Below are 22,274 nucleotides of genomic sequence, written 5' to 3' on the forward strand. Positions count from 1 at the left end.
CGATGCTGCGCACCCAGTTTACCACCCCGTCTGGCCCCGTGCCCGTGGCTGCCGCGTCTGCTGCGGATGCTGTGCCGTCCGCCCCGTCCGGGGTGGGCAGTGTCGGCGGTGGCCGCCGCGGGCGATCGGCCAGGGACGTGGTCGACCTTGACGGGTTGTCGTGGTCGGCGACTGGCTGGTTCGGTTGCCCGGTTCCGGCGGATGGGGCAACGGCGATGGCGGTCAGCGAGCGGTTCCGCGCCGACGGTGCGTGCTGGCAGGCCTGCCTGGTCCCGCCGGACGGCGGGGTGGGCCGGCGGTGGACGCTGGTCCTGGTTGCCGACATCGTCGGCCTGGGCTGGCCCGACAACCGGTTCAGCACCGACAATGACGCCGACTGGGGCCTGTTCGACGAAATGTTCGGACCCTGGCAGTGGCGGCGGTTCGTCGCCGTGGACACCCCGGCGGCTTCCGCGGCCGCAGCATCGGTCGTGCTGCCGGGCCTGCTGCAGAGACCGGCTAGTGGGGCGAGGGGGACCGTGGCATGACCGGATCGTCCGAGCGGGGCCGGGTGGGCCGGTGGTTGGCCGAGCACAGCCGTGGTTGCGCTGCCGGTGTGCTGACCGTGGCGGTGGCCGGTGGTGGTGTCGCGGTGTGGTCCCAGGCCACCGACCGGCCGGCGGTGGCGACCGCCGAGGTCGCGGAGAACTCCCGGCGGATCGTGCACACCGATGTTGTGGATTTCTACCGGCAGGTCTGTCGCGCGGTTGCGCCGGTGGTCGATGGTCCTGACCGGGTCTCTCGGGTGGTGGAGGACACCATCGGCGAGCCGGTGGACTCCGCTTGGACGCGACGGGCCGGGGTGGTCGCCGAGATCGCCGGGACCACTCGTGCTGCGGTGGATGGTCTGCGCGGTATCGACGCCCCGTCTGGGGTGCCGAGCCCGGAGACTCCGCGGGGGGTTGATTTCGCCCCGGGAGTGGGTGTGGCTGCTGACCGGGTGGCGGACGCGGCCGGGACGCTGGATGCCGCCGCCGGTCCGGGGCCGGGTGATGCCGACCAGGCTCGCCTGTCCGAGACCACTGGCCGGTGGCAGAACCAGGTCGGCCACGTCGCCGGTGAGGCATCGGCAGCGCTGGCGGATCTGTTCGGTGCCGACCCGGTGCCCAACAGTCCAACGATGGACCGGATCCGCGCATCGGCCGAGTGTGCGAGCCTGCTGGATGACCACGGCGTTGCCGACGGGACGGTCTCTGACCCGGCGGTGGAGTTGTGGGGCCTGGTTGATGCTGCGGTCGATGGCCCGGGCAGTGTCACTGAGGCGTTGGATGGTTTCAGTGACCTGGATGGTCAGGGCCAGCAGGACGTGGGCCAGGCCGGGGCGGCGGTGGCCGACCGGTTCGAGCGTGTGGCCGATGCCGCGCGGCGACACGCCGGGGCGGTTGCCCGGTGGGACCGGTCTCGGCCGGGAACCCCGGTGGGGTATCCGGCGGCGGCCGACCGGTGGACCGCGGACCTGTCCGGGGTCGCTGGGCGGGCCGAGGAGGCTGGGCGCTCCTGGCGGCAGGTGGGGGCCTCCGGGGATGTGGCCGGATGGAACGGCCTGGTCGATGGCCTATCCGGGCAGGTCAGTGACCTTGGTGACGAGCTGTCCCGGGCCAGGGTCCGGTTTGGCCGGGACGCTTCCGTGCCGAATCAGGCGACGGCTGAGGCGATTGATGCGGCCCGCGGCAGCGACGGCGACGGGGCCGGGGGTGGGTGACACCGATGGGCTAGCCACCGACCGTGTCGGCGGTTCCGGCTGTGGATCGAGACACCAGCACACCAACCAGTACCAAGCATCAGTGATCGACAACGAAGAAGGACGTGGAACCATGAAGCGTTTGACCAGAATCTCCGCCGCCGTCGCAGTGGCGGTCACCTCGGCAGTCGGGGTGGCCGGGGTTGCCTCGGCGGCACCGGCCCAGCCGGGAACGACCGATGACACCGTGACCACGACGGGGAACACTCCGACGACTCAGCCGGGAACAACCAGCCCGGCCCCTGTTCCGGATACCGCGCCGGCGGCCACCGGTGGCGGGCCGGCCTCCCAGCCGGGTACGACCACCGCGCCGACTGACACGGAGCCGGCCCAGACGGAGCCGGCGACCGCCGAGCCTGCCTACACGGACACCACTGCTGTGACCGCCGAGCCGTCCCAGACCGCACCTGCGTATGTCGAGCCCGCCTACGTGGAGCCGGTATCCACCGATCAGGGTGAGACCGGGCCGGTGGGGGAGATGCCGGCGGAGATGCTGCCGGACTACGGCGTCACCGACGGTGGCGATACCGGTGCCGGTGATCCCGCCCCGGACCAGCCGGCTGAGCAGCCTTCCTCGCCTGTCGAGGCTGACGCCCCGCAGGCCCCGGCGGCACCTGTGTCTCCGGAAGTTCCGGAAGCTCCGTCTGCGTCGGTGCTGGGTTCGGGGTCCGGTCGGGTGACCACCCCGGCTGGTGGTGGGCAGGTGTCCTGGACCACGGTGCCGTACCGCACTCGGATCACGGCCGCGGCGACCGGACCGTCCGGGCGTCCTGCAGCCGCGACCGAGGTCGAGGTCGGTACCTGGCACGACGGCGGCGTCGACTACCGGGTTGACGGCACGGATGGCTTCCTCGCGGCACCGGCAGCGTGGCGGCCGGCCATCGATGCGGCCGTGCACACCGGTGAGACGGTCCGCGGTCTGGTCCCGCGGCGTGGTGACTGGCGTGTTGGCGACGACCGGACCGGTGCCGGGTTCGGTGCTGAGGCGCACTGGACCACCGACTGACCGACCAGCAGGCCCCACGGGGTCGGCTGGACAGGAGAAAGAAAGCGATCTGGAGAGGGACGCGATGGACTGGACGAACCTGTCGGGACAACCTCGACGCGACAACGAGTCTGATGGCAGTCAGCCGCAGCTTCGGCCTGTGTCTGGTCCGGTTCGGGATTGGACGACTGATGGCGCTGACCCGTTGCAGGGCGCTCCCGGCTCGACGACGACTGAGTGCCCGGACGGCGGCGTCGACTGGACCGTGGCATCCGATTCAGATGATGGCGATGAGTTCGTCGATGACCTTCGGGATCGAGATGCACGCCAGGCGGGACTGAGATCTGGCCGTGGCGGACGAGATTTCGCTCCAGGTCGCTTGTCAGGGATCGTCACGACGAAGAGAGTCGTGGCGGCCGTCGTGGTCGTCGGTGCTGCGGCGGCGGTCGCTGCCGGAGTGTGGGCCAGTGGCTTGACTAGGGACATCGACCCGGTTGCTGCGGCGCCGGATACGCCGGCGGTCTGGGCTCCGAAGCCGTCTCCAGCCCCGATGACGACCGCGAGGCCCCGGCCTGCGACGGATCCAGATTCCCGGAAGACCGTCGTGGCCGGCGGGTGCCACCGGTCGGAGGACCAGGGGGTCGCCGAGCCGGGGCAGAAAAACCTCCGGTCGGCGATCGTCTCGTTCGAGACCGAGTACTTCGCCAACAATCCGTCGGCGATTCCTGATCTTCTCGACGACTCGTCGTCGATGCTGCTGCCGAAGCCCGATCGTGCGGGCTTGGGCGACAAGGCGGGTGACCCCGAGGCGGTCAAGGCAGCGGCGGTGGACCACTGGCGCGACGTTTTGCGCCAGATCCCCGCCGGATCGACCTGGTGCCTGACGATGTCGCCGCAGTCTTTGAACCGCGTCGAGGCGAGCCTGGAAGTCACCGGCGCTGGCAAGACAACAACGTACCGGCAGGTCATCGACGGGGTTCGCGGCGGCGACGGCAAGTGGCGGATCAAGGAGATCACTGCCGCACCCGATGGCTAGAGCGCCGGCCGCGACGTCCATTTCGACACCTCACCTCACAGTGCACAAGGAGCGTTACCCTCGCCATGACTCATCTTCGACCCCCTGCCCGGACCGCCACCGCGGTCGCTGCTGCTGTCGTTGCCGCGTCGGTGATCGGAACCTGTGGTGTTCCGGTCGCTGCAGCTGATCCAGCATCGGCGGCGGCGACAGCCCGCCGGGATCCCTCGTCCCCCGACACCTCCAGCGGTGACCAGGCTGGAACGTGCCCGGCCCTGCACCTGGTGTTCGTCAACGGAACCCTCGACTCGAATCCGAATTCTGATCCGAATACCGACCAGGGGTTCTTCGCCCACGTCTTCGACAGAATCAACCACCAGGCCAATGAGGGTCTTATCCGGGACCGGTCCGGTGGCCTCGCCTCCGAGATCTCTTCTGCCAGTGCCTCTGAGAGTGCCGCGGCTGTGCCGGTGACGTCGTCGCCGGTCACGCAGACCTCCACTGCGGAGCCGACCGCTGATCCAACCTCGGATCCGACGTCAACTGAATCTTCTGCCTCGGCATCGTCCGGGCCGGGATCCGAGCTGGGATCCGGGCCGGGGGCTAGAACGCCTCGGGTGTCTAGGTCGTATGTGAACTATCCGGCGACGGCCGGGGGCGCGTTTTTCCCCGGCCTGCCACAGGCCAATCCCGGTGACACGACGTCGTACGTCGACTCGATGAACATCGGTGTCGACCGTGCTGTAGCCCAGATCCGCCAGGTGGCCCACCGGTGCCCTGACACCGCGATCGGGCTGATGGGGTATTCGCAGGGCGGCGAGGTGATCTCGAACGTGACGAAGATGATCGGCGCCGGCCGTGGCCCGATCCCGGCTGATCGCCTGGTCTTGTCGTCCCTGTTTGCGACTCCGACGAGGACCGCGGCAACCCCGACTCAGGTCGATGGGCACGACTCGGTCGGCTCGGGAGACGTCAAGGAGGCCACCGAGGGCCTTAGTGCGTACCCGACGCCGGATGGCGGCGGGATCAGCCAGGACAAGACAGGCATCGACGGCTACGGCGCGGTGTCTGACCGGGTCGTGTCCTGGTGCCTCAACGGTGACATGGTCTGCGGGCTACCTGTCGACTCCACCACCGCCCGAGCGCTGGTGGGCATGGCCGAGGCCACGGACCTGACTGATCCGGTGGGGACTCTGGGCCGCCTCGCCGACGGGCTGGGACAGGCCATGGCGGTCAGCGACGTCAACCGAGTGTCTGCGTCTGACGTGGATTTCGGACCGGGTGGATTCACCCTGGACGATTCTTCTTCGACCGCATCGCTGACGTCATCTGGATCGGCCCAGGAGGTGACGTCGACTCCGGCCTCGGCTTCGTCTTCAGCGTCCAGCTCCCATGCACCGTCGTCCGGCAGGCTTGGCTCTCGGACCGGGTCGGGTGGTTCGGCAGCCGGTGATCCGTTGGGGGACGCCGGTGCGATGATCGGCCGGTTCATCTCCTCGGCGAAGTCGACGAGCGCGCAGCTTGACCACCCGGGAGGCTCGGCGGGTTCGTCCGGCTCAGCGTCTGGAGGGCTTCCGGGTCTTTCTGGTCGGGGTGGGGCCGGTGATGCGATTGGCCTTGCCGGCGATGCGATCGGAGACACGATCTCTGGTGTTGAGAAGGGTGTTGGCGGGCAGGGCAACGTGGCCGCCGGCACGACCATCGAGGATCGTCTGGTACCGGCGATGGCGGACCTGGGAGGCATGGCGCTGGGCGCGGCGGTGACGACGGCGAAGAAGACGCTGTCTCCGGCCAACCTTGCGGCCATCGGTGCTGCCGGAGCTACCGGTGGCGTGTCAGCCGCCGGGGCGGTGGCGATGGCCAAGTTCTCTGAGGCGGGTCTCGACCTGATCAAGCCTGAGAATGCGTCGGTGTTCACCCGGAAGGCGATGAGTTCGCTTCAGCAGGCGGGTCTGGGCGCGGCGGACGTCGCCAAGCTGGCGGTGGAGCTGTCCCGGTGGAAGTCGATGAACGAGCACCTGGGCTACGATGCGCGGCCGGTCATGGCTGACGGTCGAACGGCAGTCGATGCCAGCGTCGACTGGGCCGTTGCCGCAGCCGAAGACGCCGGCGGGTTCACTGCTAAGGACCTCACCGCTGGTTCGAGACGGGATCGTCGATCCGGTGCGCTGGGCGAGTCCGCCGCCAGGAGCGACTTTGACACCGAAGCAGCCGGCCGGGCGCTGTCTGGAATCTCGGTCCACACCTCGGCGGCGTCGACGCTTACGTCGACCACGGCGTCGGCGACGAGCGCTTCTGCGGCTGGTGTGTCGGGGACGAGCTCGCACAGTGCCGCCGAGGCGACTGCGCAGACGGCGGAACCGTCCGAGCAGACCTCCACGATCGGAGGTGATCGCTGATGGCCGCAGCATCTTCTGCGGTGCCGGTGGCACCGGTGGGATCGGGGGATCGGCCAGCACCGACAAATGGCGGGCTCGTCCGGTCCGATGGACCGGGTTCCCTGGCCCCGGTGGTCAACCCACCGACGGGGTCAGGGCTGCTACCTGTCGCCGAGAATGCGCTGAGGCCAGCTGGCGGCGACCGGCATTTGGGGTGGTTTGTGGGCGTCCACGGAGGCGCAGGGGCGACGACCTGTGCGTCAATCATGGCTCCGTTCGCCGACGCCGGCCAGGTGATCCCGGCTGCCGACGATCCTGCGATCTGCATTCTGGTCGCCAACCCGCACCGGGCGGGACTGCGGGCGGCCCACAGGGCTGTCCTGCAGTTCGGCACGGGGGCGGCTGGGGCGGCCACGCTGGCTGGGGTGGTGCTGGTGTCGGATTGCCCTGGCAGGGTGCCGAAGGCGCTGGCCGGAGACATGGCAAGGCTGGTCGAGGCGGCTCCGGGAGGCAACGTGTGGACCATTCCGCACATCCCGGCGTGGCGGACGGTGGTCCCGGACGACCTTCCTGCGGCGTGGGAGCCATCGATGGGAGGGGACCTGACAGCCGGCGGTGCCAGGCGGCGGGGCCGCCGGTCGCGGGTCGATCCGTTGCGTGAGCTTCCCGACGAGGTCACGCACGTTGCCGAGGAGATCTTCACACGCTGCAAAAGCCTGTTCACCCGAATCAACCAGGCGGGGTGAGGTGGCCGTGGTGTGCAGCAGACGCGGCCGAGGGCCGCCGCCGGGATTGTGGGCCCTTGTTCATCATTCGTCCGGCACTCCGTTGACCCCTGACATTGACTTCCTGAAAGGACCTTTTGACCCATGGTCGACCAGCTCATCCTCGCCTCGTCGCAGGCCCCTGAGACCATCATTCATCTCGCCCAGGCCGTGCCCGGTTCCGGAGGGACCATGGAGGCCCCGCCCGGCCTGGGACCGGTGTTCGACCGCATCATCGGCGGGGCGAAGTACATCGGCATCTTCATCACCATCATCGCGGTCATCGCGGCGTTCGCCGGGGCGGCGATCTCGCGTCAGCGTGGCAACTCCGAGGAGGCCACCGAGCGGTTCCTGACGATCTCCCTGGCCATCGCCGGCATCGTTGGTGCAGTGACGTTGGTCAGCTGGATCCTCGACGCGGCGATGAGCGGTTAGGACGGATCCCATGGACGACACCGCCACCGCGACCGTCGCGGCAGGCCCGCCCCAGCACCCGTGGACGGGCACGCCGAGCGAGGTCACCGGATTCCTCGATCTGATGGTCAGCTGGGGGATGTACCTGGGGCTGTTCATCGCCGTGTGCGCCACGATCATCCTGTTTTCGATGATGGCCATCGACCGCAACCGCGGCGAGGCCGGCATCGCCACCTCCGAGCAGGCCCGGTGGACCAAGTGGGCCATCGGAATCGGGATGGTGTGCGCCGCCCCGAAGATCGTGACCTGGCTGGTGCAGTCGTTCCCCATCTGATCCGGTCGATTCCCCCTTTTTTTCTCGTGGAGTGGGCGACCGCCATGTTCTTGCAGAAACACCGACAGCGCATAAGGAGAGTTTTCGCCCGTGTCGATCACAGTTGATGTCACAGTCCCCGGCCGGCGTGCCGTGGCCGGGGTGGTCGCCGTCGTGACGGCCGCGGCGGCGGTGTCGTCGTGTTCATCCGATGATGCCGCCGGCGGCAGCCAGGTGGACCTGACAAGCCCACCGGCACCGGTGTCCTGGTCGTCGATGTCGGGGGTGAAGGTGCCCGGAGGCGACCAGGGTCCGCGACAGACCTCACCGGTGCGGCGGGGATACGAGCACTCTCCCCAGGGCGCGGTGCTGGCGGCCGTCAACGGCCAAGCCCTGATGTCGCTGGCACCGAACGAGGACACCCAGGAGGTGGCCGACTTCGTCCTGGCCCCGGGTCCGGGCCGGGATCAATGGGTCCAGGCCCGTGCGCTGGCGAACATCTCCGGGTCGGTCGACCAGGAGACCGCCCCGCGGTTCACCGGGTTCAAGGTAGCCGACTACGACGAGCAGTCGGCGCAGGTGATCGTTGCGGCCCAATACCGGCAGCCGGAGACCTGGACGGGGGTGTACCCGGTCCAGCTGAAATGGATTAATGATGATTGGCGGGTCGTCAATCCGACCCGCGAGGCCGGGGTACACGTCACCCCGGTGGACAACACCGACGGGTTCACCGACCTGTCTGCCGACAACCAAGGACATCACGGCTAAGTGCCGTGAGACCAACCTAGTTCAAGGAGCTTTGCGCATGAGTGATGCATACCCCCAGCCCCGCCGCCGGCGATCGCGGTGGTGGATTCCGGCGATCGCGGTCGTCGTCGTCATTGCCGTCGCCGCGGCCATGGTGTGGCTGTCGTCGCGCGGCCACAAAGACGGGGAGACGTCTGCACCGCAGGCGAGCCAGCAGACGTCGACGCCGGCAAGCCAGCCCGGCATGGCCACCACCGGCGGCGGTGGCAACGTGAACTCTGACTTCTGGGGTCGGCGCGTGGTGGTCCCGTCGAATCCCGACGGGGACGTGCTGGAGCAGCATCCGGTCGATCCGGCCAATGCGTGCGACAAGTCGAGCTATGCGCGCGTGCCCGGTGACCTCCAGGCGCAGCGGACGCACACCATGTCCACGCTGTGGAGCTCGACCGATGGACCAACCGGGATCACCGAGTCGATTCCCAGCGGGTACAGCCACACCCCGCAGGGTGCAGCTCTTGCAGGATGGAACTACTTCTCCCTGTTTAATGTTGGTGGGGAAATTGGGTATTCATCAGCTCGGAACTTCTTCGGGTTCTCTGAAGAAGAGAAGAGGGAGCTTGAATCAATTCCTGGAGGTCCAGATAAGGAAATCACACGCGACAGGACGAAGATGGTCGCTCCGGCTGCCGTGAAGTACCTCAGCTGCCACGACGACCAGGTTGTCGTCCAGTACTTCCTTCCTGTCCCGGACATGAATACCGGTGAGGCGGATCGACCGAGGTACGCCCTTCTCCAGCTGCCGGTGAAGTGGGTTGGCGGCCACTGGGAACTCAACATGGACAAGAACACGAACACAGGCGGAAACATGGTCGACTCCATCGATGGTGAGGCGGTCCAATGGGACTACTAAACAGGTTGTCTGTGCTGGTCGTCACTGTCGTTGTGCTGCTTGTGGGTTCGGGGACGGCCTCGGCGGAGCCGCAGCAGAACGACTTCCAGAAGGACTTCGCCCAGTGCAAGGAGGAGCACGGCGGACCCGCCATCTTATGGAAGGGTGCAGACGACTGGATATTCGACAAGCTCCCCGAACCAGTCAGGGGAGGATTGGACAACGTCAACTGCACCATCCAGGGCGCGAGTGATCATCCCGGGGATGCGTTATCGACGGCGGCGGGAAACGCGGCGTCGAAGTTCTGGGGTGACCCGGTCGGCAAGTTCGCCAAGTCCGTCATCGAGGGCAATGAGCAGGCCCTGCAGATGGTGATGACGTTCTGGATGGACTTCGACATGGGCAAGGCCATGGTCGAGTCTAATTCGACCGGCGTGGTGAACATCATGTGGGTGATCGTGCTGGGGGCGATGGTGGTCAACTTGATCATCGTCGGGTCCCGGATGGTGTGGCTGCGCCGCCAGGGTGTCGCCGACGGCCTCGAGGAAGTCGGCGGGATGTTCTGGAATGCTGCGCTGTACTCGATTGTTCTTCCTGCTGGAATCTTCTCTGCGGTGGGTGCGACGGATGTGCTCAGTCATGCGATTCTGGAGAACTTCGGCGCGTCGGACTCCAAGTCGTTCCTGGACGGGGTCAACCTCGGCGACGACCAGGCGGGCCCTGTGGTGATGCTGTTCATCGCCGGGTTGGCGTTCGCCGGATCGGCGGTGCAGTTTCTGGCGATGGTCGCCCGGGTGCTGATCCTTCCGGTGCTGATCGGCCTGATGCCGTTGTTCGCGGGGATCTCGGCGACCGACTGGGGCCGACAGGCGCTGGCGTCGGCGCGCAACTGGTTGATCGCACTGGTGCTGTACAAGCCTGTGGCGGCACTGTTCTACTGCGTGGCGTTCTGGGTCCACGACAACGTTGAGGGCGACGGCATCGTGTGGACTGCGGTGCGCGGCTTGGCGGTCGGTTTGGCGGGCTTTTCGATCCTGTCGCTGGTCAAGGTCATCATCCCTGGCATGGCGTCGATGGGGGGAGCGAACTCCGCGGCGATGGGTGGGGCTCTCGGTGGGGTGACCGGCGCTGTTGCGGCCGGGGCGATCAGCGGCATGGGTGGTGTTGCCGGCATGGCCGGCAAGGCAGCCACCGGTGCAGGAAAGTCGGCGACCGGGGGAGGGGCTGCCAGGACCGGATCCGCCGCGTCCCGTTCGGCGACCGGTGCCGGCCGATCCGGCGTCGGTGGAGGCGGCGGTGCGTCGTCGGCGTCGCCGGCGGGGATGCCGGCCGGGGCATCGGGGGCGTCCGCGACCACCGGTTCCGGTGGTGTTGGTGTCGCCGCCTCGCCAGCCGGTGCCGGTGCCTCGGGGGCCGGTCACGCTCATGCCGGGTCCACCGGAGGCAGTGCTGCTGTTGGCGGTGGGGGGCTGGGGGCCGGCTCCGGCGGTGGTGCGGGTGCGCCGGCGGGGTCCGGTGCGGTGGCGACGTCGGCCAATCATGCGGCAGGTGAGTCTGCGTCACCGGGGTCTGGATCGGCCGGAGGCGGTGGTGCCGCAGGACACGTGTCTGGTGGAACTGGTGGTGCTGGTCGGGTCCGTGGCGCGGCGGGAACGGCGATGGCCCGTGTCGGCCAGGGTGGGGCGACGGTCGCTCGGGGGGCTGCGGCCGCGTCGCGTATTGCCCGTGCTGCAGGGCGGACCGCGGGAGCGGTGTCGCAGCACACCGGGATGCTGTTCGACGACAGCATCGGTTCGTCCGGTCATCCGGGTCAGATCAGAAGGTAGGTGGGTTGGAGTGGAAGCAGCGGAAATCAGGACGTACACGCTGGGTCGGCCGCCGGCCACGACTGGTCTGGGCGGGATCTCGATGAAGACAACGGTCATGATCGCCGTGACGTTCGTGTCGGTGATCGGCACGTTCGTGTTGCTCGGACCGTTGGTGGCACTGGTGGTTGCGTTGTGTGGGGCGGGGTTGATCGCGGTGGTGGCGGTGCCTGTTCGAGGCCGGTCGATGGCGGCAGTGATGCAGTTGTCGTGGCAGGCGCGCAGACGAACCCGGCGGGGGGAGGGGTTGTACGTCTCGGGCCCGGACTCGAAGGTGCCGGGAGGTAGGTTTGCCGCGCCCGGTCCGCTGGCCAGGATTGAGCTGGTCGAGTCGGTTGATTCGGCGGGCAACGCCTATGCGATCGCTGTGGATCGGCCGAACAACCGGGCGACGGTGTTCTTCGACTGCCAGTTGACCGGTGATGTCGACCGCACGATCGCCGAGCGGGACCAGAACACCGCCGACTACGGACGGTTCATGGCGGGGTTGAGCTTGTCGGGCGATGTTGTCAGCGACGTGACGGTGATCTCGCACCGTCCGGCCACGGGACAGTTGGCCGAGCAGGAGGTTTCGGCCCAGCTTGACCCCAATTCTCCTGAGCTGGCCCGGAGGATCCAGGCGGAGGCTGCCGCCGAGTTGTCGACTGCCGGTGCGGAGCTGGAGTGCCACAAGGCGATCACGTTTGCGATCGATCGGACCGAGAAGCTCGACGACAGCTTCATCGACAACCTGAACTACCTGATCCCGAACATCTACCCCGAGCTGGCCTGGGCCGGGATCATCGCTGCCCCGATGGACTATGAGGCGGTGGTGTCGAGGGTGCACAGCTTCTACGATCCGTCGACCGAGCCGTTGTTCGAGTCGCTGCGGGTCGAAGGGCGCAGCCACGGCCTGTCCTGGCACGACGTTGGTCCTGGGTACGCGGATGCGTCGGATTCGGTGTACTGCCACGAGAACTGCCGGTCGATGACCTGGGAGATGGTCGAGGCCCCGGCGTCGACGTTCGAGGACCGGGTGCTGCGTCCGCTGGCGCAGCCGAACGTCAACATTCCGCGTGGCCGGTTGGCGTTGATCTACTTCCCGATCAGCTCCGAGCGGGGATCGAAGATCGTTGAGCGGGAGCACAAGGATGCCCTGGTTGGAATGAACAGTTCCAAGTCGATCACCAAGACATCTGCGACGATTCGCGCCGAGGAAACTGACCAGGCCCGCCGCGAGGTCGGCCGTGGGGCACAGATGGGGCTGTACTCGCTGATGTACACCGCCACGCTCGGGCCGGACGATGACGCTCGGCGTGTGTCCAGCGCGGTGCGGCAGGCGGCCAGCCAGGCGTCGATTCGGCTGGAACCGTACAAGGGCATGCACGATGCGGGATTCGCCATCACCGCCGGGATCGGTGTGACCTCCAGCGGGTTGAACACCGTGGCACGGACCCTGCGGTGAGCGGCAGGCACAGACGAGACAAAGACACGCGATAGAGACACGAAAGAGCAGGCATGGCACAGAAAACCGGTCAAGCAGCGGTGACAGGACGCGGCGGTGCTGGAGTACCGCGGGGTCGACGGAGTGGTTCGTGGCCGATGCGGCTGCTCGATTGGATCTCCGGATCCGGTTCAGGACGGTCGTCGCCCCGGCCGGAGCTGGGACAGACCAGGTTGGTCGAGGAGCGAGACGTCCGGGGGTTCGATACCGGCATGTTCCTGGATCATGGTCGCCGGCAGGGCACGGTGAACCTGTCGTTGCCCCAGTTCGACCCGGAGCAGGAGGCGGGTTCGCCGCTGGTCGACGAGTCCTCGTGGCGGGAGTGGGAGGACCAGATCAGCCGGGTCGAGCAGATGGTATGCACCGCCACGATCGACGAAGCCGGGGCCGGTGCAGCGGCCCCGAGGATTGCGACGACCTTCAGGGCGGTCGGCAAAGCCGAGCGTCGCGACATGGGCCGGTTGGCCACCGAGGTCTCACTGCGGATCCCCCAGCTCTACGACCATGCCGAAGCCCTGGGCCTGTCGGCCAGGCCGATGACGGCTGATGCGGCGGGGACAGCCGTGGCCCGGGCGTTGACGGGGGTGCAGATCCCGTTCGGCCGAATCAACGAGGTTGGCTGGGACGTGTTCAACGAGGAGGTCGTGCTCGACGTTCCCGCTGTCCGCGCGATCAGCGGGGCCGGGCCTGTCGATTCGGACGGTGACCACGACCGGGGCCGTGATCTGCGTCGGTGCGTGGCGTTCGTCGCCGACATCTCCGATGACCAGGTTGCCGGTGTGGTCGATCAGATCATGGCGGACTGGTCGAATCTGGGCCAGGCGGCCGGGTCGGGGTTGTTGCGTCGGACCAGGATGTTTCGCCCGTACGTGCTGCCCGACGGCGTCGGTGAGGGTCTGGCCACGGGTCAGGGGCGCCGGTGGGCGGTGCTGACGGTGGTGGGCAATGAGGCCGCGGATGTGGCGTTGCGGGCTGCGGTGGATCTGGCTCCGGAGGTCGGTCTGAAGGTCCGACGGTGCCGGGGGCGAATGGCCACCGGCGTGCTGTCGGGTCTGGGGGTCGGGGTGTGTGGATGGCAGCACATTGCCGCGGCCGACCGGATTACTGGTCCCACGGCAATTCGGCAGACGCCGGCGGACAATGGAAGGACGAAGGCATGGGAATGATTCCGAAGTGGCTCAAGGGCCGGTCGCGCGCCAGTGACGACGATCGGTTCCGGGTGCTCTACGCAGCGATTCTGGATGGAACGGCTGAGGCACCGCGGTGGCACGAGACCGACGGGATGGCCTTCGCGCGGTGGAAGTCGCGCAACCGGGATGTCACGGATCGGATGGATCGGATCAAGCGGGCCGAGGCCGGTATTGCCCCGGTGGCGTTCGAGGAAACGTTTTCGGCTGCCTCACGACGTGGCTATGCCGCCCCCGGCGGCGGATACGCCCGGGCGGTGGGAGAGGCGCGGCGGTACCAGACCGCAACGAGCCTGAACGCGGGATTCCAGCCCAACGTGGTCGGGGCTCCGGCCCCGATGATCGGCGCACCTTTGGGGCGTCACGTCGTCACCGGTGTCGATGTCGGATTCGATGCGCTGAGCTGGTTTGCCGAGGGGATCATCTCGAATCCGTCGGCTTTCGTGATGAGTCTTCCTGGTCTGGGGAAGTCGACGTTTATCCGGAAGATCCTGATGAACCATGTCGCCCAGGGGCACGTGCCGATCATCGCCGGGGATATTAAGCGCGAGTACGTCGGCTTCGCCGAGCAGGTCGGGGGCCAGGTGATCACCCTGGCTCCGGGGAAGGGGCGGATCAACCCGCTCGATGCCGGGGCGTTGGGCGGGATCGTGCCGATCCTGGAGGACAATCGGGATCGGCTGGCTGCCGAGGGGAAGCTCGGTGTCATTGACGAGGTCAAGGACAAGGTCCGCCACCGGCAGGTGACCATGGTTGCCTCGCTGCTGTCGCTGGGTCGGTCGGGCCCGGTCAAGGACTACGAGACGACGTTGATCTCGTGTGCGCTGCGTGAGATGTACGCCTCGGAAGATTCGGGGTTCGACTGGGCGAGTCCGCCGCTGGTGGCGGATCTGATTGATCACCTCGACCGCGGCACTCCGGAGTTGTGGCGCATCGCTCGGGCGAGGACCGAGGCCGAGTGGTTCGCCCGGGTCGATGAGCTGATCCTGTCGCTGAATTCCCTGCTCGACGGTGCGACCGGTCAGATCTTCAACGGGCACACCACTGATCCGATCAGCGTGGACTCGACGGCGGTGGTCATGGACGTCTCCAGCGTCGACCGGGGCGATGCTGCGATGAAGGCTGCCGTGATCCTGTCGGCCTGGTCGGCGGCATTCGGTGCGGTCGAGGCCGCGCACACGCTGGCCGATGTGGGGCTGCGTCGGCAGAAGTACTTCGCGTTGACGTTGGACGAGATGTGGCAGACCCTCGGTGCAGCCCCGGGGCTGGTGGCCCGTGTCGACGAGATCAGCCGACTCAACCGTACGGATGGCACGGCGCTGTACGAGATCACGCACACCAGCGAGGACCTGGAGGCGTTGCCGACCGAGGAGGACAGGAAGAAAGCCAAAGGCTTTATCGCCCGGGCCGGGGCGGTGGTCTGCGGTGGGTTGCCGATGGAGGAGATCCATCTTCTGCAGAACACGCTGCGGTTTACCTCTGCCGAGGCGGACAGGGTGGTGTCCTGGTCGCGGGGTGCGACACCGAAGCGATCAAGGGGTGGTGGCCGCAAGGCGCCACCGCCTGGTCGGGGCCGGTTCATGATCAAGCCGAGCAAGGACGGTGCACCGGGTATCCCGCTGCAGACGGTGCTGCACTTCACCGAGGTCGAGCTGGACCTGCACAACACCAACAAGCGGTTCGATGATCTGTACGCCGCCGCCGAACGATCCCCGGTGGGAGCGTGAACCATGGGTTTTGTCGCTGAGTACAGTCCCACGGTCCGTGCCGACGCGGTCGATCTGCTCCTCGATGGGCTCAGGAAGGGCCTGTCGATCGTCGACGCGGCCGCGGTGGTCCATGACGTCCACGGTGTATCCCGGCAGAGGTTGACCCAGTGGGCGCGTGCGGACGGTCACGTCCTGCGGCCGACCTACGCCGCCATGGAGGCGGCCCAGGCAGAGATCAGGAAGCTGCGCCGACAAATCGACGTGCTGTCGGGACGGGAGGACTAGCCGGTGAAGGCGCGCGTGGTGAGCATCGGGCTGGTGGTGTGCCTGGTGGTGGTTTTCATCATTGTCCTCATCGGTGCCGGTGACGAAGACAACCAGTGCACGGCCCCGGGTACAGGCGGGTCAGCGGTGGTTGACGGTGACTTCGCGTACCCGGCAGAAAAAGACAAGGTCACCATGTCCAGCCCGTTCGGGCCGCGCGACGGTGGGTTCCACAAGGGCCAGGACCTGGCCGGCCCGCTGGGCACGAAGATTTTCGCCTTCGCCGACGGTGAGGTCGTTGCCGCGGCCGACCAGGGGGTCAGTGGCTTCGGCGGGTGGGTGGTCATCGACCACACCATTGCTGGCCAGCCGCGGTCGACGGTGTACGGGCACATGAATCCCGGCGGGGTGCACGTGCATGTCGGCGATCACGTGACCCGCGGCCAGCACATCGCCGATATTGGCAATGCTGGTGAGTCGAGTGGCCCGCACCTGCACTTCGAGATCACTCGGGGTCTGCGCCTGGCTGGTGGCCAGCAGGAGGACCCGGGCCCGTGGCTGGCCAAAATCGGCAACGGCGGCGGTGGCGAGGCCCCGGCATCTGGTGGTGCGGCGACCGCACCGGGTGCGGATGTGCCGGTTGCCGCGTCCGGGCGATCGCTGGATGCCCGGCAGTTGGACAACGTCCGGGCGATCATCGCCGCAGGCAAGGGCCGGGGCGCGTCGCCGAATGTGATCAAGGCGGCGTTGATGGCCGCCTCGCAGGAGTCGAGCTACCGGATGCTGGCGTCTCGGGCGGTGCCGGAGTCGCTGAACTATCCCAACGACGGTGTCGCCCCGGGTGATGGGATGAGTGTGGGCCTGTTCCAGATTCAGGTGCCGATGAACATGCCGGTCGCCGACGGAATGAACAGGGATAAGCAGATCAGCTGGTTCTTTGATACCGCATCCGAGTTGTCGGACCCGGGCAAGGAGGCGTGGGAGATCGCGGCGGATACCGAACGACCCCGGGAGGACCTGCGCGGCGAGTACAAGCAGTGGGCCGCGGATGCTGACGCGCTGCTAGCCAGCGAGGGCAACATCGCACCGACCGGCGGCAACGATTGTCCACCCGGGGGTGGTTCTGGGGGCATCCCGGCCAGTGCCAGCGAGTTCGCGAAGAAGGCGATTGAGGCCGCCCGCCGGCAGAAAGGCCAGGACTACGTCTGGGGCGGCGGTGACGCCAATGGCCCGACCGGTGGTGGTTTCGACTGCTCCGGCCTGACCTTGTACGCCTACGCCCAGGCCTCGGGGGGTGCGGTGGTGATGCCGCACTTCACCGGCTCGGATTCCAATCCTGGCCAGCTGCATGATCCGCGGTTGGTTGATGTCCCCCTGGATGCGATTGAGCCAGGCGACCTGCTGTTTTTCGGATCACTATCGGATACCCACCACGTCGGCATTGCCATTGATAAGACCACGATGATTCATGCGCCGGATTTCGGCCAGCAGGTCAAGGAAGAACCACTGAGCCATTTCAGTGACCTGGTCGCGGCCAGGCGGATCAAGGAGGAGAAGTGAACATGAACACGGTGACGACCCCGGCACGGGGTGTGGGTGCCGGCCGGCGGATGGTCGCCGCGGGCCTGGCCGTGGCGCTGGGATGCGCGGGATGCTCGACCGGGGGCAACCAGGCTGAGCCGGCGGGGCCGGCTGAGCAGCATCCGGGGCAGGCGTCGACCAGTAAGGCTGCCGGGACCGGTCAGGACGGCCCAGACCCGGCAGACAGCGACAGCACAGCGGAGACGTCGGTGGTGCAGGTCGGCTCGGGCGACGGATTGGCTGACCGGTCGTATGTGCCGCTCGACCGGTCGGTTTTTTCTGACGGTATTGACGAGAAGGATCCGGCCAGTGTGCTGACCCAGGGGCTGGCCGCATCGTTTGCCTGGCGTCCTGTTGACGATGGCACGCAGTTTGAGGCGTTCCGCCGGGCGCATTCGGTGTGGAACAACACGTACTTGGCTGACAACGAGACCAGGTTGACGACACTGGTTCCCATGTCGTGGTCGGCGTGGATCGACTGGTCCGACCGGGGCGTGCGGTTTACCCCGCAGGTGACGATTCTGGGCGATCAGCACCCGCGGGATACCGACACGGATTTCTCCAGGGTGGTCAAGATCGATCAGGTTGCCGTCGGCGGGGGCCGGCCGGATACCCGTGAGTTGTCGCTGGTGGCCACGGTGCGGGTGCACAAAACGGATCTGGGGTGGCGGCTGGACAACCTCAACGTCATCGACAACCTGCCAGGAGATAGCTGATGGGCCGCCAGTCGAGACTGCGGGGTTTGTCGCCAGCGTTGGCCGTGGCGGTGGTGCTGGTGCTGTCCGGCTGCGGGTCCAACTCGTCGGACGTGCCTGCCGGCTCGGACGAGACCGCGGTGATCGATCCGGTCGCGTTCGACCCGGCACCTGCGGCGATGAGTGTGTTGACCACGCTGCTGAGCTGGACCCCGGCGGCCCAGTCCGGTCCGCTGGACATTCCGGTCGATGCAGCCGACCGCCTGCTGGCCGGCGGTTTGCGCGACCAGGCCACCCACCCCCGGACGGCGTCCGGGGTGCTGGCGAAGCCTGCCGGGTGGGACGGGTGGGCTGCCGCGGGTGCGCAGGTCCGGGCGATCGTGCCGACCGCGACGGTGCGCGATGATCCGGTCGACGATTCTGCTCGCTTGGTCGATGCGACCGTGGAGCAGACGCTGGCCTACCCGGACGGGTCCCGATCGGACCTGGCCCGGATGCGTGTGACGGTGCACCTGGTCAGCGTGGATGGGCGGTGGGCCGCCGACGGGATCACACCGGCGGGCCCGGCGGGGCCGTCCGTCTCCGGTGGGGTGCGGCCGTGACCTCCGGGGCGGCCGCCGCCGCGGCGGCGGTGGCTGTGGCAACCGTCCCGGCGGCCCACCAGGTGCCGGTGGTGCAGGCGTGCCCACCGCAATCGTCATCGCCTCTGCACCGGCCCGGGAGGTGCCGCCTATGAGCGCCACGCCCCGTGACGGGCCGGCCGGGTCACCGGCAGACCGGATAGCACGCCAGAACACAGCGAACAAAGGACAGACACATGAGCACGACGAGCACGACCAGAACGAAGACCAACGACGCGGACAGCGCCCGGTTCAATGAGATCGAGGGGCTGGTCACCGCGCCGGAGAACAAGGCACGCCTGCAGGCCGCCGCCACCTCAGCCGAGGTGCGGACGATTGCCGGTGAGCTGGGAATCGATGCCTCGGATGGCAGCCGGGACATGGGCAAGTTCATCTTCAAGCTGAAAGTGATCGGGGTAGACCTGCCCGCCATGGCCAAAGCCGAGGCCGCGGCTCGTCGTGCCGAGGCGGCACAAGCTGGTGAGGCGCTGGCCTGCCGGGCCGGTGGGTTGCCGGTGGTGCGGTTGTGGTCGGCGGCGGTGGAGTCCGGCGAGGAGGACGAGTCCACCGGCGCGTTCGCCATCGTCGACGCCGAGGGTGCGGCGGTGTGGTACGGGTCGTTCCACCCCCGCTTCGAGAAGATCCGCACCGCCGGTGACCTGGTGTCGGCCGAGCAGTCGGCGGCGGACAAGGCGGTCTACGCCACCTACCGGGCCAGGATGGCCGCCGGGGTCGACGAGGTCGCGCTGTGGCTGACAGTCACGTGCCCGGACCTGGATGTGGCTGCGCTACGGGCAGCCGGTGGCCGGCTGGGCGTGGCGGTGGATGTCACTGTCGATGAGGCGGACCTGTCGGCGGTGGAGATGGCCGAGATGCCGGGATGGCGGGCGATCAAGGACGTCTCGGACGCGGAGCTGGCCCGCCTGGTCGACACCGACAGGGATGCCGATGCTGGGGCCGGCGACGAGCATGCCGACGACGCCGGAACGGGGGAGTAGGCCGTGGCCGTTCGCGAGAGAGGACGTCACAGTGCAGCGGCGGATCCGAGGCTGTGGGTCCTCGGTGGCCTAGCATCGCTGTGGGGTATTGGTGTGCTGGTCTGCTCTACCCTGGGAGAGTCGGATGACCCGGCGTCCTGGCCGGTCGGGGTCTGGTCGGGGCAGGTGAGCGTGGCAGTTCCGATCATCACGGTCGTGCTGGTGGCCGCCATGGCAGCAGCAGGGGTGTGGTTGTGGCGGCGAATCTCCGGTGGGACGGCCGCGACGCTCAAGCCCTACCGCGTGGCCGCCGGTGAGATGGTCGACCCGCGGAGGCTGGAGCAGATCACCGAGAACAAGGCCACCTGCTCGCGCGACCACCTGGTGCCCGCTTTAAAGGGCACGTCCGGGCCGGTGGGTATCAAGTTGGGCACGACGCTGCGGCGGAACATGCCGGTCTACCTCGACTGGGAGTCGACGCTGCTGGTGGTGGCCGGCCCGAGGATGGGCAAGACCCAGGCGATCGCCCTTCCAGCGATCGCTACTGCCCCTGGGGCGGTGATCGCGACGTCGAACAAGCCAGACATCTACGCACTGTCCCACCAGTACCGTCGCACCCGGGGACGAGTGTGGTGCTTCGACCCGCAGGACGTGGCCGCCGGGGTGACGAACTTCTGGTGGAATCCGCTGGGACGGGTCCGCGAGCTGGTCGACGCCGAGCGCCTGGCCGGGTGGCTGACCAGCGCGATCGGTAAGTCCGACACGGCCAACCAGACCAACAAGTACTTCGACGACGAGGGCGAGCGGGTGCTGGCGTACCTGATCATGGCCGCCGCCGTCGGCGGTGGGGACCTGGTGCACGTGTTCGAGTGGCTGCAGGACTTCCACGACCAGACGCCGGTGACGCTGCTGCGGGACGCCGGATTGTCCAGCACCGCGGACAGCCTGACGGCGGTGCAGACGATGGAGTACCGCCAGCGCGACGGCATCGTCGGCTTCGCCCGCCAGCCGGTCGCACTGCTCAACCACCGCCGGTTCGCCCAGCTGGTCACCCCGCCGCAGCGGGTGCGGTTCGTCCGCGACGACGACGGGCTGCTGCTGCGGGAGCCGACCGAGGGGCTGCACGACCGGGAGCTGGCCGAGTTCGTCCCGGCGGAGTTCCCCGACTCGACCGATACGCTGTACGCGCTATCAAGGGACACCGGACGGTCGGCCGCGGGGCTGCTGACCGCGTTGACTGCCGAGGTGCTGGAGGAGGCCGTCGACCACGGTGCCCGCCACGGCGGCCGGCTGCCGGTGCCGATGGTTGCAGTCCTCGACGAGGTCGCCAACATCTGCCGGATGGCCGAGCTGCCCCGCCAGGTCAGCCACTTCGGGTCCCGGGGGGTGATCACGATCACGATCCTGCAGTCGCCGGGGCAAGCCCGCGGCGTGTGGGGCGCCGAGGGCTGGGACGCGCTGCGGTCGTCGTCGGCGGCGAAGCTGTACGGCGGCAACGTCTCGGACGAGGCGTACCTGCGGGACCTGTCGGCGGCGGTGGGCCACCACAGCGTGGCCTACGGGTCGCGGTCGACGTCGTCGTCGGGGGTGTCGCATTCGACGAACGTGCATCGTGAGCCGATCCTGGAGTCCGATGACCTGGAGGCCCTGCCGAAGCAGCTCGCGCTGCTGCAGACCCCGGGCAACCGGCCGGTGCTGGTCAGAAAGGACTTCATCTTCAACAACCGGGAGCTCAACCGCAGGATGCGGGACGACACCACCAGCGGTGAGGAGGCGAAGTGACCGGCGACGAGACCCCGGCCGACGACACGGACCTGGACGCTGACCTGGATGCGGTGATGGACGACCTGGACTTCGCGGCCGGGACCGCCGACGACACGAAAGAACATCGGGCGGACGGCGGCGGAGAGCCCCTGCGGCCGGCAGGGCCGGACGAGGCCACGGATGAGGAGGTAGACGGTCCGGCTCCGGTGTACACCGACGCCTACGAGTTCGCGGTGGATTTCCTCGGCTCCACGGTCAGCCGGCTGATCTCGGCCCAGGCGGGGGTGGGCCTGCGGTGGGACCGGCAGTGGTGGCGCTACCCCGAGGTGCGGTTCCGGATGGAGCTGATGTGGCGGACCTGGGAGGTTGCCAACGCCGACCCGGACCCGGCCGCGATGGAGTCGTGGACGCGGGTGGTCATGGACCACCACTTGGCGGTGATCCTGTCGGAGACCGGGCCGATGCGCGGCCACGGACCGCAAGAGACCATCGGAGCGGAGTACCCGCCGGCCCACCCGAGGCGTGATGCAGACGAGCGGGACCGCGACGACAGCGACAGATCCCGGACGATCGCCCCTGACGACAGTCATGAGAACGGGCACATACAGTGAGCTACGTCGCGATATGTTGGCTAGGTACCGTCACTGTCATACAACGTGTAGTGAGTCATGCACTGTATTGACTCACTACAGTGACTGGATGTACATTTTGGTTAGAGCGTCCGTCATCTTCTCCTCACCGATGACCATCGCTCATGGGAAAGCGGCCGACCATACCGCGAAGAGTCGGCCGACCGCTTTGGCCTAGAGCTCCAGCAGCCAGTCGAAACCATCACGGACACAGT

At 67.8% G+C, this 22,274-nt stretch carries 22 protein-coding genes; 21 read left to right on the forward strand and 1 reads right to left on the reverse strand.

Annotation, left to right across the window (positions count from 1 at the left end; genetic code table 11):
* The first annotated feature begins 2 nt into the window (after positions 1–2).
* From CBOVI_RS10540 to CBOVI_RS10555, 4 genes are all read left to right on the forward strand, one after another.
* Positions 3–527 carry a hypothetical protein gene (locus tag CBOVI_RS10540; protein ID WP_010275438.1) on the forward strand — a complete coding sequence of 175 codons (525 nt, stop codon included), beginning with the start codon at positions 3–5 and terminating at the stop codon, positions 525–527.
* Positions 524–1,741, forward strand: coding sequence for a hypothetical protein (locus tag CBOVI_RS10545; RefSeq protein WP_010275434.1), 1,218 nt, complete (start codon positions 524–526; stop codon positions 1,739–1,741). Before CBOVI_RS10540 ends, CBOVI_RS10545 begins: the two co-directional genes overlap by 4 nt.
* 82 nt (positions 1,742–1,823) lie before the next feature.
* Positions 1,824–2,786 carry a hypothetical protein gene (locus CBOVI_RS10550; RefSeq protein ID WP_139016757.1) on the forward strand — a complete coding sequence of 321 codons (963 nt, stop codon included), beginning with the start codon at positions 1,824–1,826 and terminating at the stop codon, positions 2,784–2,786.
* 388 nt (positions 2,787–3,174) lie between these two features.
* Positions 3,175–3,801, forward strand: coding sequence for a DUF8176 domain-containing protein (locus CBOVI_RS10555; RefSeq protein ID WP_139016756.1), 627 nt, complete (start codon positions 3,175–3,177; stop codon positions 3,799–3,801).
* Positions 3,802–3,871: 70 nt separating this feature from the next.
* Here CBOVI_RS10555 and CBOVI_RS10560 read toward each other — a convergent pair whose 3' ends face one another.
* Positions 3,872–4,270 (reverse strand): hypothetical protein, encoded by a 399-nt coding sequence (locus tag CBOVI_RS10560; RefSeq protein WP_157998218.1) that lies wholly within the window; start codon positions 4,268–4,270, stop codon positions 3,872–3,874.
* A 142-nt stretch (positions 4,271–4,412) separates the two neighbouring features.
* Here CBOVI_RS10560 and CBOVI_RS10565 point away from each other — a divergent pair, with 142 nt between their 5' ends.
* From CBOVI_RS10565 to CBOVI_RS10645, 17 genes are all read left to right on the forward strand, one after another.
* Positions 4,413–6,179 (forward strand): cutinase family protein, encoded by a 1,767-nt coding sequence (locus CBOVI_RS10565; RefSeq protein WP_010275423.1) that lies wholly within the window; start codon positions 4,413–4,415, stop codon positions 6,177–6,179.
* Positions 6,179–6,904 (forward strand): DUF6668 family protein, encoded by a 726-nt coding sequence (locus tag CBOVI_RS10570; protein WP_308726333.1) that lies wholly within the window; start codon positions 6,179–6,181, stop codon positions 6,902–6,904. The genes CBOVI_RS10565 and CBOVI_RS10570 overlap by 1 nt, the downstream gene beginning before the upstream one ends.
* Before the next feature lie 123 nt (positions 6,905–7,027).
* Positions 7,028–7,357, forward strand: coding sequence for a hypothetical protein (locus CBOVI_RS10575; protein ID WP_010275414.1), 330 nt, complete (start codon positions 7,028–7,030; stop codon positions 7,355–7,357).
* A 10-nt stretch (positions 7,358–7,367) separates the two neighbouring features.
* Positions 7,368–7,670 carry a hypothetical protein gene (locus CBOVI_RS10580; RefSeq protein WP_010275410.1) on the forward strand — a complete coding sequence of 101 codons (303 nt, stop codon included), beginning with the start codon at positions 7,368–7,370 and terminating at the stop codon, positions 7,668–7,670.
* 90 nt (positions 7,671–7,760) lie between these two features.
* Positions 7,761–8,417: a DUF8175 domain-containg protein gene (locus CBOVI_RS10585; RefSeq protein WP_010275407.1), complete on the forward strand. Its 657-nt coding sequence runs from the start codon at positions 7,761–7,763 to the stop codon at positions 8,415–8,417.
* Positions 8,418–8,454: 37 nt separating this feature from the next.
* Positions 8,455–9,306, forward strand: a complete 852-nt coding sequence (locus CBOVI_RS10590; RefSeq protein WP_010275404.1) for a DUF8175 domain-containg protein — start codon at positions 8,455–8,457, stop codon at positions 9,304–9,306.
* Positions 9,307–9,317: 11 nt separating this feature from the next.
* Positions 9,318–11,111 carry a hypothetical protein gene (locus tag CBOVI_RS10595; protein ID WP_010275401.1) on the forward strand — a complete coding sequence of 598 codons (1,794 nt, stop codon included), beginning with the start codon at positions 9,318–9,320 and terminating at the stop codon, positions 11,109–11,111.
* 10 nt (positions 11,112–11,121) lie between these two features.
* The gene (locus CBOVI_RS10600; protein ID WP_010275398.1) at positions 11,122–12,594 is read left to right on the forward strand and encodes an SCO6880 family protein; all 1,473 of its coding nucleotides are present in this window, start codon (positions 11,122–11,124) and stop codon (positions 12,592–12,594) included.
* 137 nt (positions 12,595–12,731) lie between these two features.
* Positions 12,732–13,799, forward strand: a complete 1,068-nt coding sequence (locus tag CBOVI_RS10605) for a hypothetical protein (protein WP_010275396.1) — start codon at positions 12,732–12,734, stop codon at positions 13,797–13,799.
* The gene (locus CBOVI_RS10610) at positions 13,790–15,547 is read left to right on the forward strand and encodes a putative type IV secretion/conjugal transfer ATPase (protein ID WP_232626040.1); all 1,758 of its coding nucleotides are present in this window, start codon (positions 13,790–13,792) and stop codon (positions 15,545–15,547) included. Before CBOVI_RS10605 ends, CBOVI_RS10610 begins: the two co-directional genes overlap by 10 nt.
* Positions 15,548–15,550: 3 nt before the next feature.
* Complete coding sequence (locus tag CBOVI_RS10615; RefSeq protein WP_010275389.1) at positions 15,551–15,814, forward strand: transposase; 264 nt, start codon at positions 15,551–15,553, stop codon at positions 15,812–15,814.
* Between the two features lie 3 nt (positions 15,815–15,817).
* Positions 15,818–17,353 carry a peptidoglycan DD-metalloendopeptidase family protein gene (locus CBOVI_RS10620; protein ID WP_010275386.1) on the forward strand — a complete coding sequence of 512 codons (1,536 nt, stop codon included), beginning with the start codon at positions 15,818–15,820 and terminating at the stop codon, positions 17,351–17,353.
* 2 nt (positions 17,354–17,355) lie between these two features.
* The gene (locus CBOVI_RS10625; RefSeq protein WP_043363561.1) at positions 17,356–18,090 is read left to right on the forward strand and encodes a hypothetical protein; all 735 of its coding nucleotides are present in this window, start codon (positions 17,356–17,358) and stop codon (positions 18,088–18,090) included.
* Positions 18,090–18,671 carry a hypothetical protein gene (locus CBOVI_RS10630; protein ID WP_010275378.1) on the forward strand — a complete coding sequence of 194 codons (582 nt, stop codon included), beginning with the start codon at positions 18,090–18,092 and terminating at the stop codon, positions 18,669–18,671. The genes CBOVI_RS10625 and CBOVI_RS10630 overlap by 1 nt, the downstream gene beginning before the upstream one ends.
* Positions 18,672–18,886: 215 nt before the next feature.
* On the forward strand, positions 18,887–19,687 hold the full coding sequence (locus tag CBOVI_RS10635) for a hypothetical protein (protein ID WP_010275373.1): 801 nt from the start codon (positions 18,887–18,889) through the stop codon (positions 19,685–19,687).
* 171 nt (positions 19,688–19,858) lie between these two features.
* On the forward strand, positions 19,859–21,448 hold the full coding sequence (locus CBOVI_RS10640) for a type IV secretory system conjugative DNA transfer family protein (protein ID WP_125176232.1): 1,590 nt from the start codon (positions 19,859–19,861) through the stop codon (positions 21,446–21,448).
* The gene (locus CBOVI_RS10645; protein ID WP_010275365.1) at positions 21,445–22,041 is read left to right on the forward strand and encodes a DUF4913 domain-containing protein; all 597 of its coding nucleotides are present in this window, start codon (positions 21,445–21,447) and stop codon (positions 22,039–22,041) included. Before CBOVI_RS10640 ends, CBOVI_RS10645 begins: the two co-directional genes overlap by 4 nt.
* The last annotated feature ends 233 nt before the right edge of the window (positions 22,042–22,274 follow it).

It is taken from the genome of Corynebacterium bovis DSM 20582 = CIP 54.80, assembly GCF_030408615.1.
In the GTDB taxonomy this organism is placed as follows: Bacteria; Actinomycetota; Actinomycetes; order Mycobacteriales; family Mycobacteriaceae; genus Corynebacterium; species Corynebacterium bovis.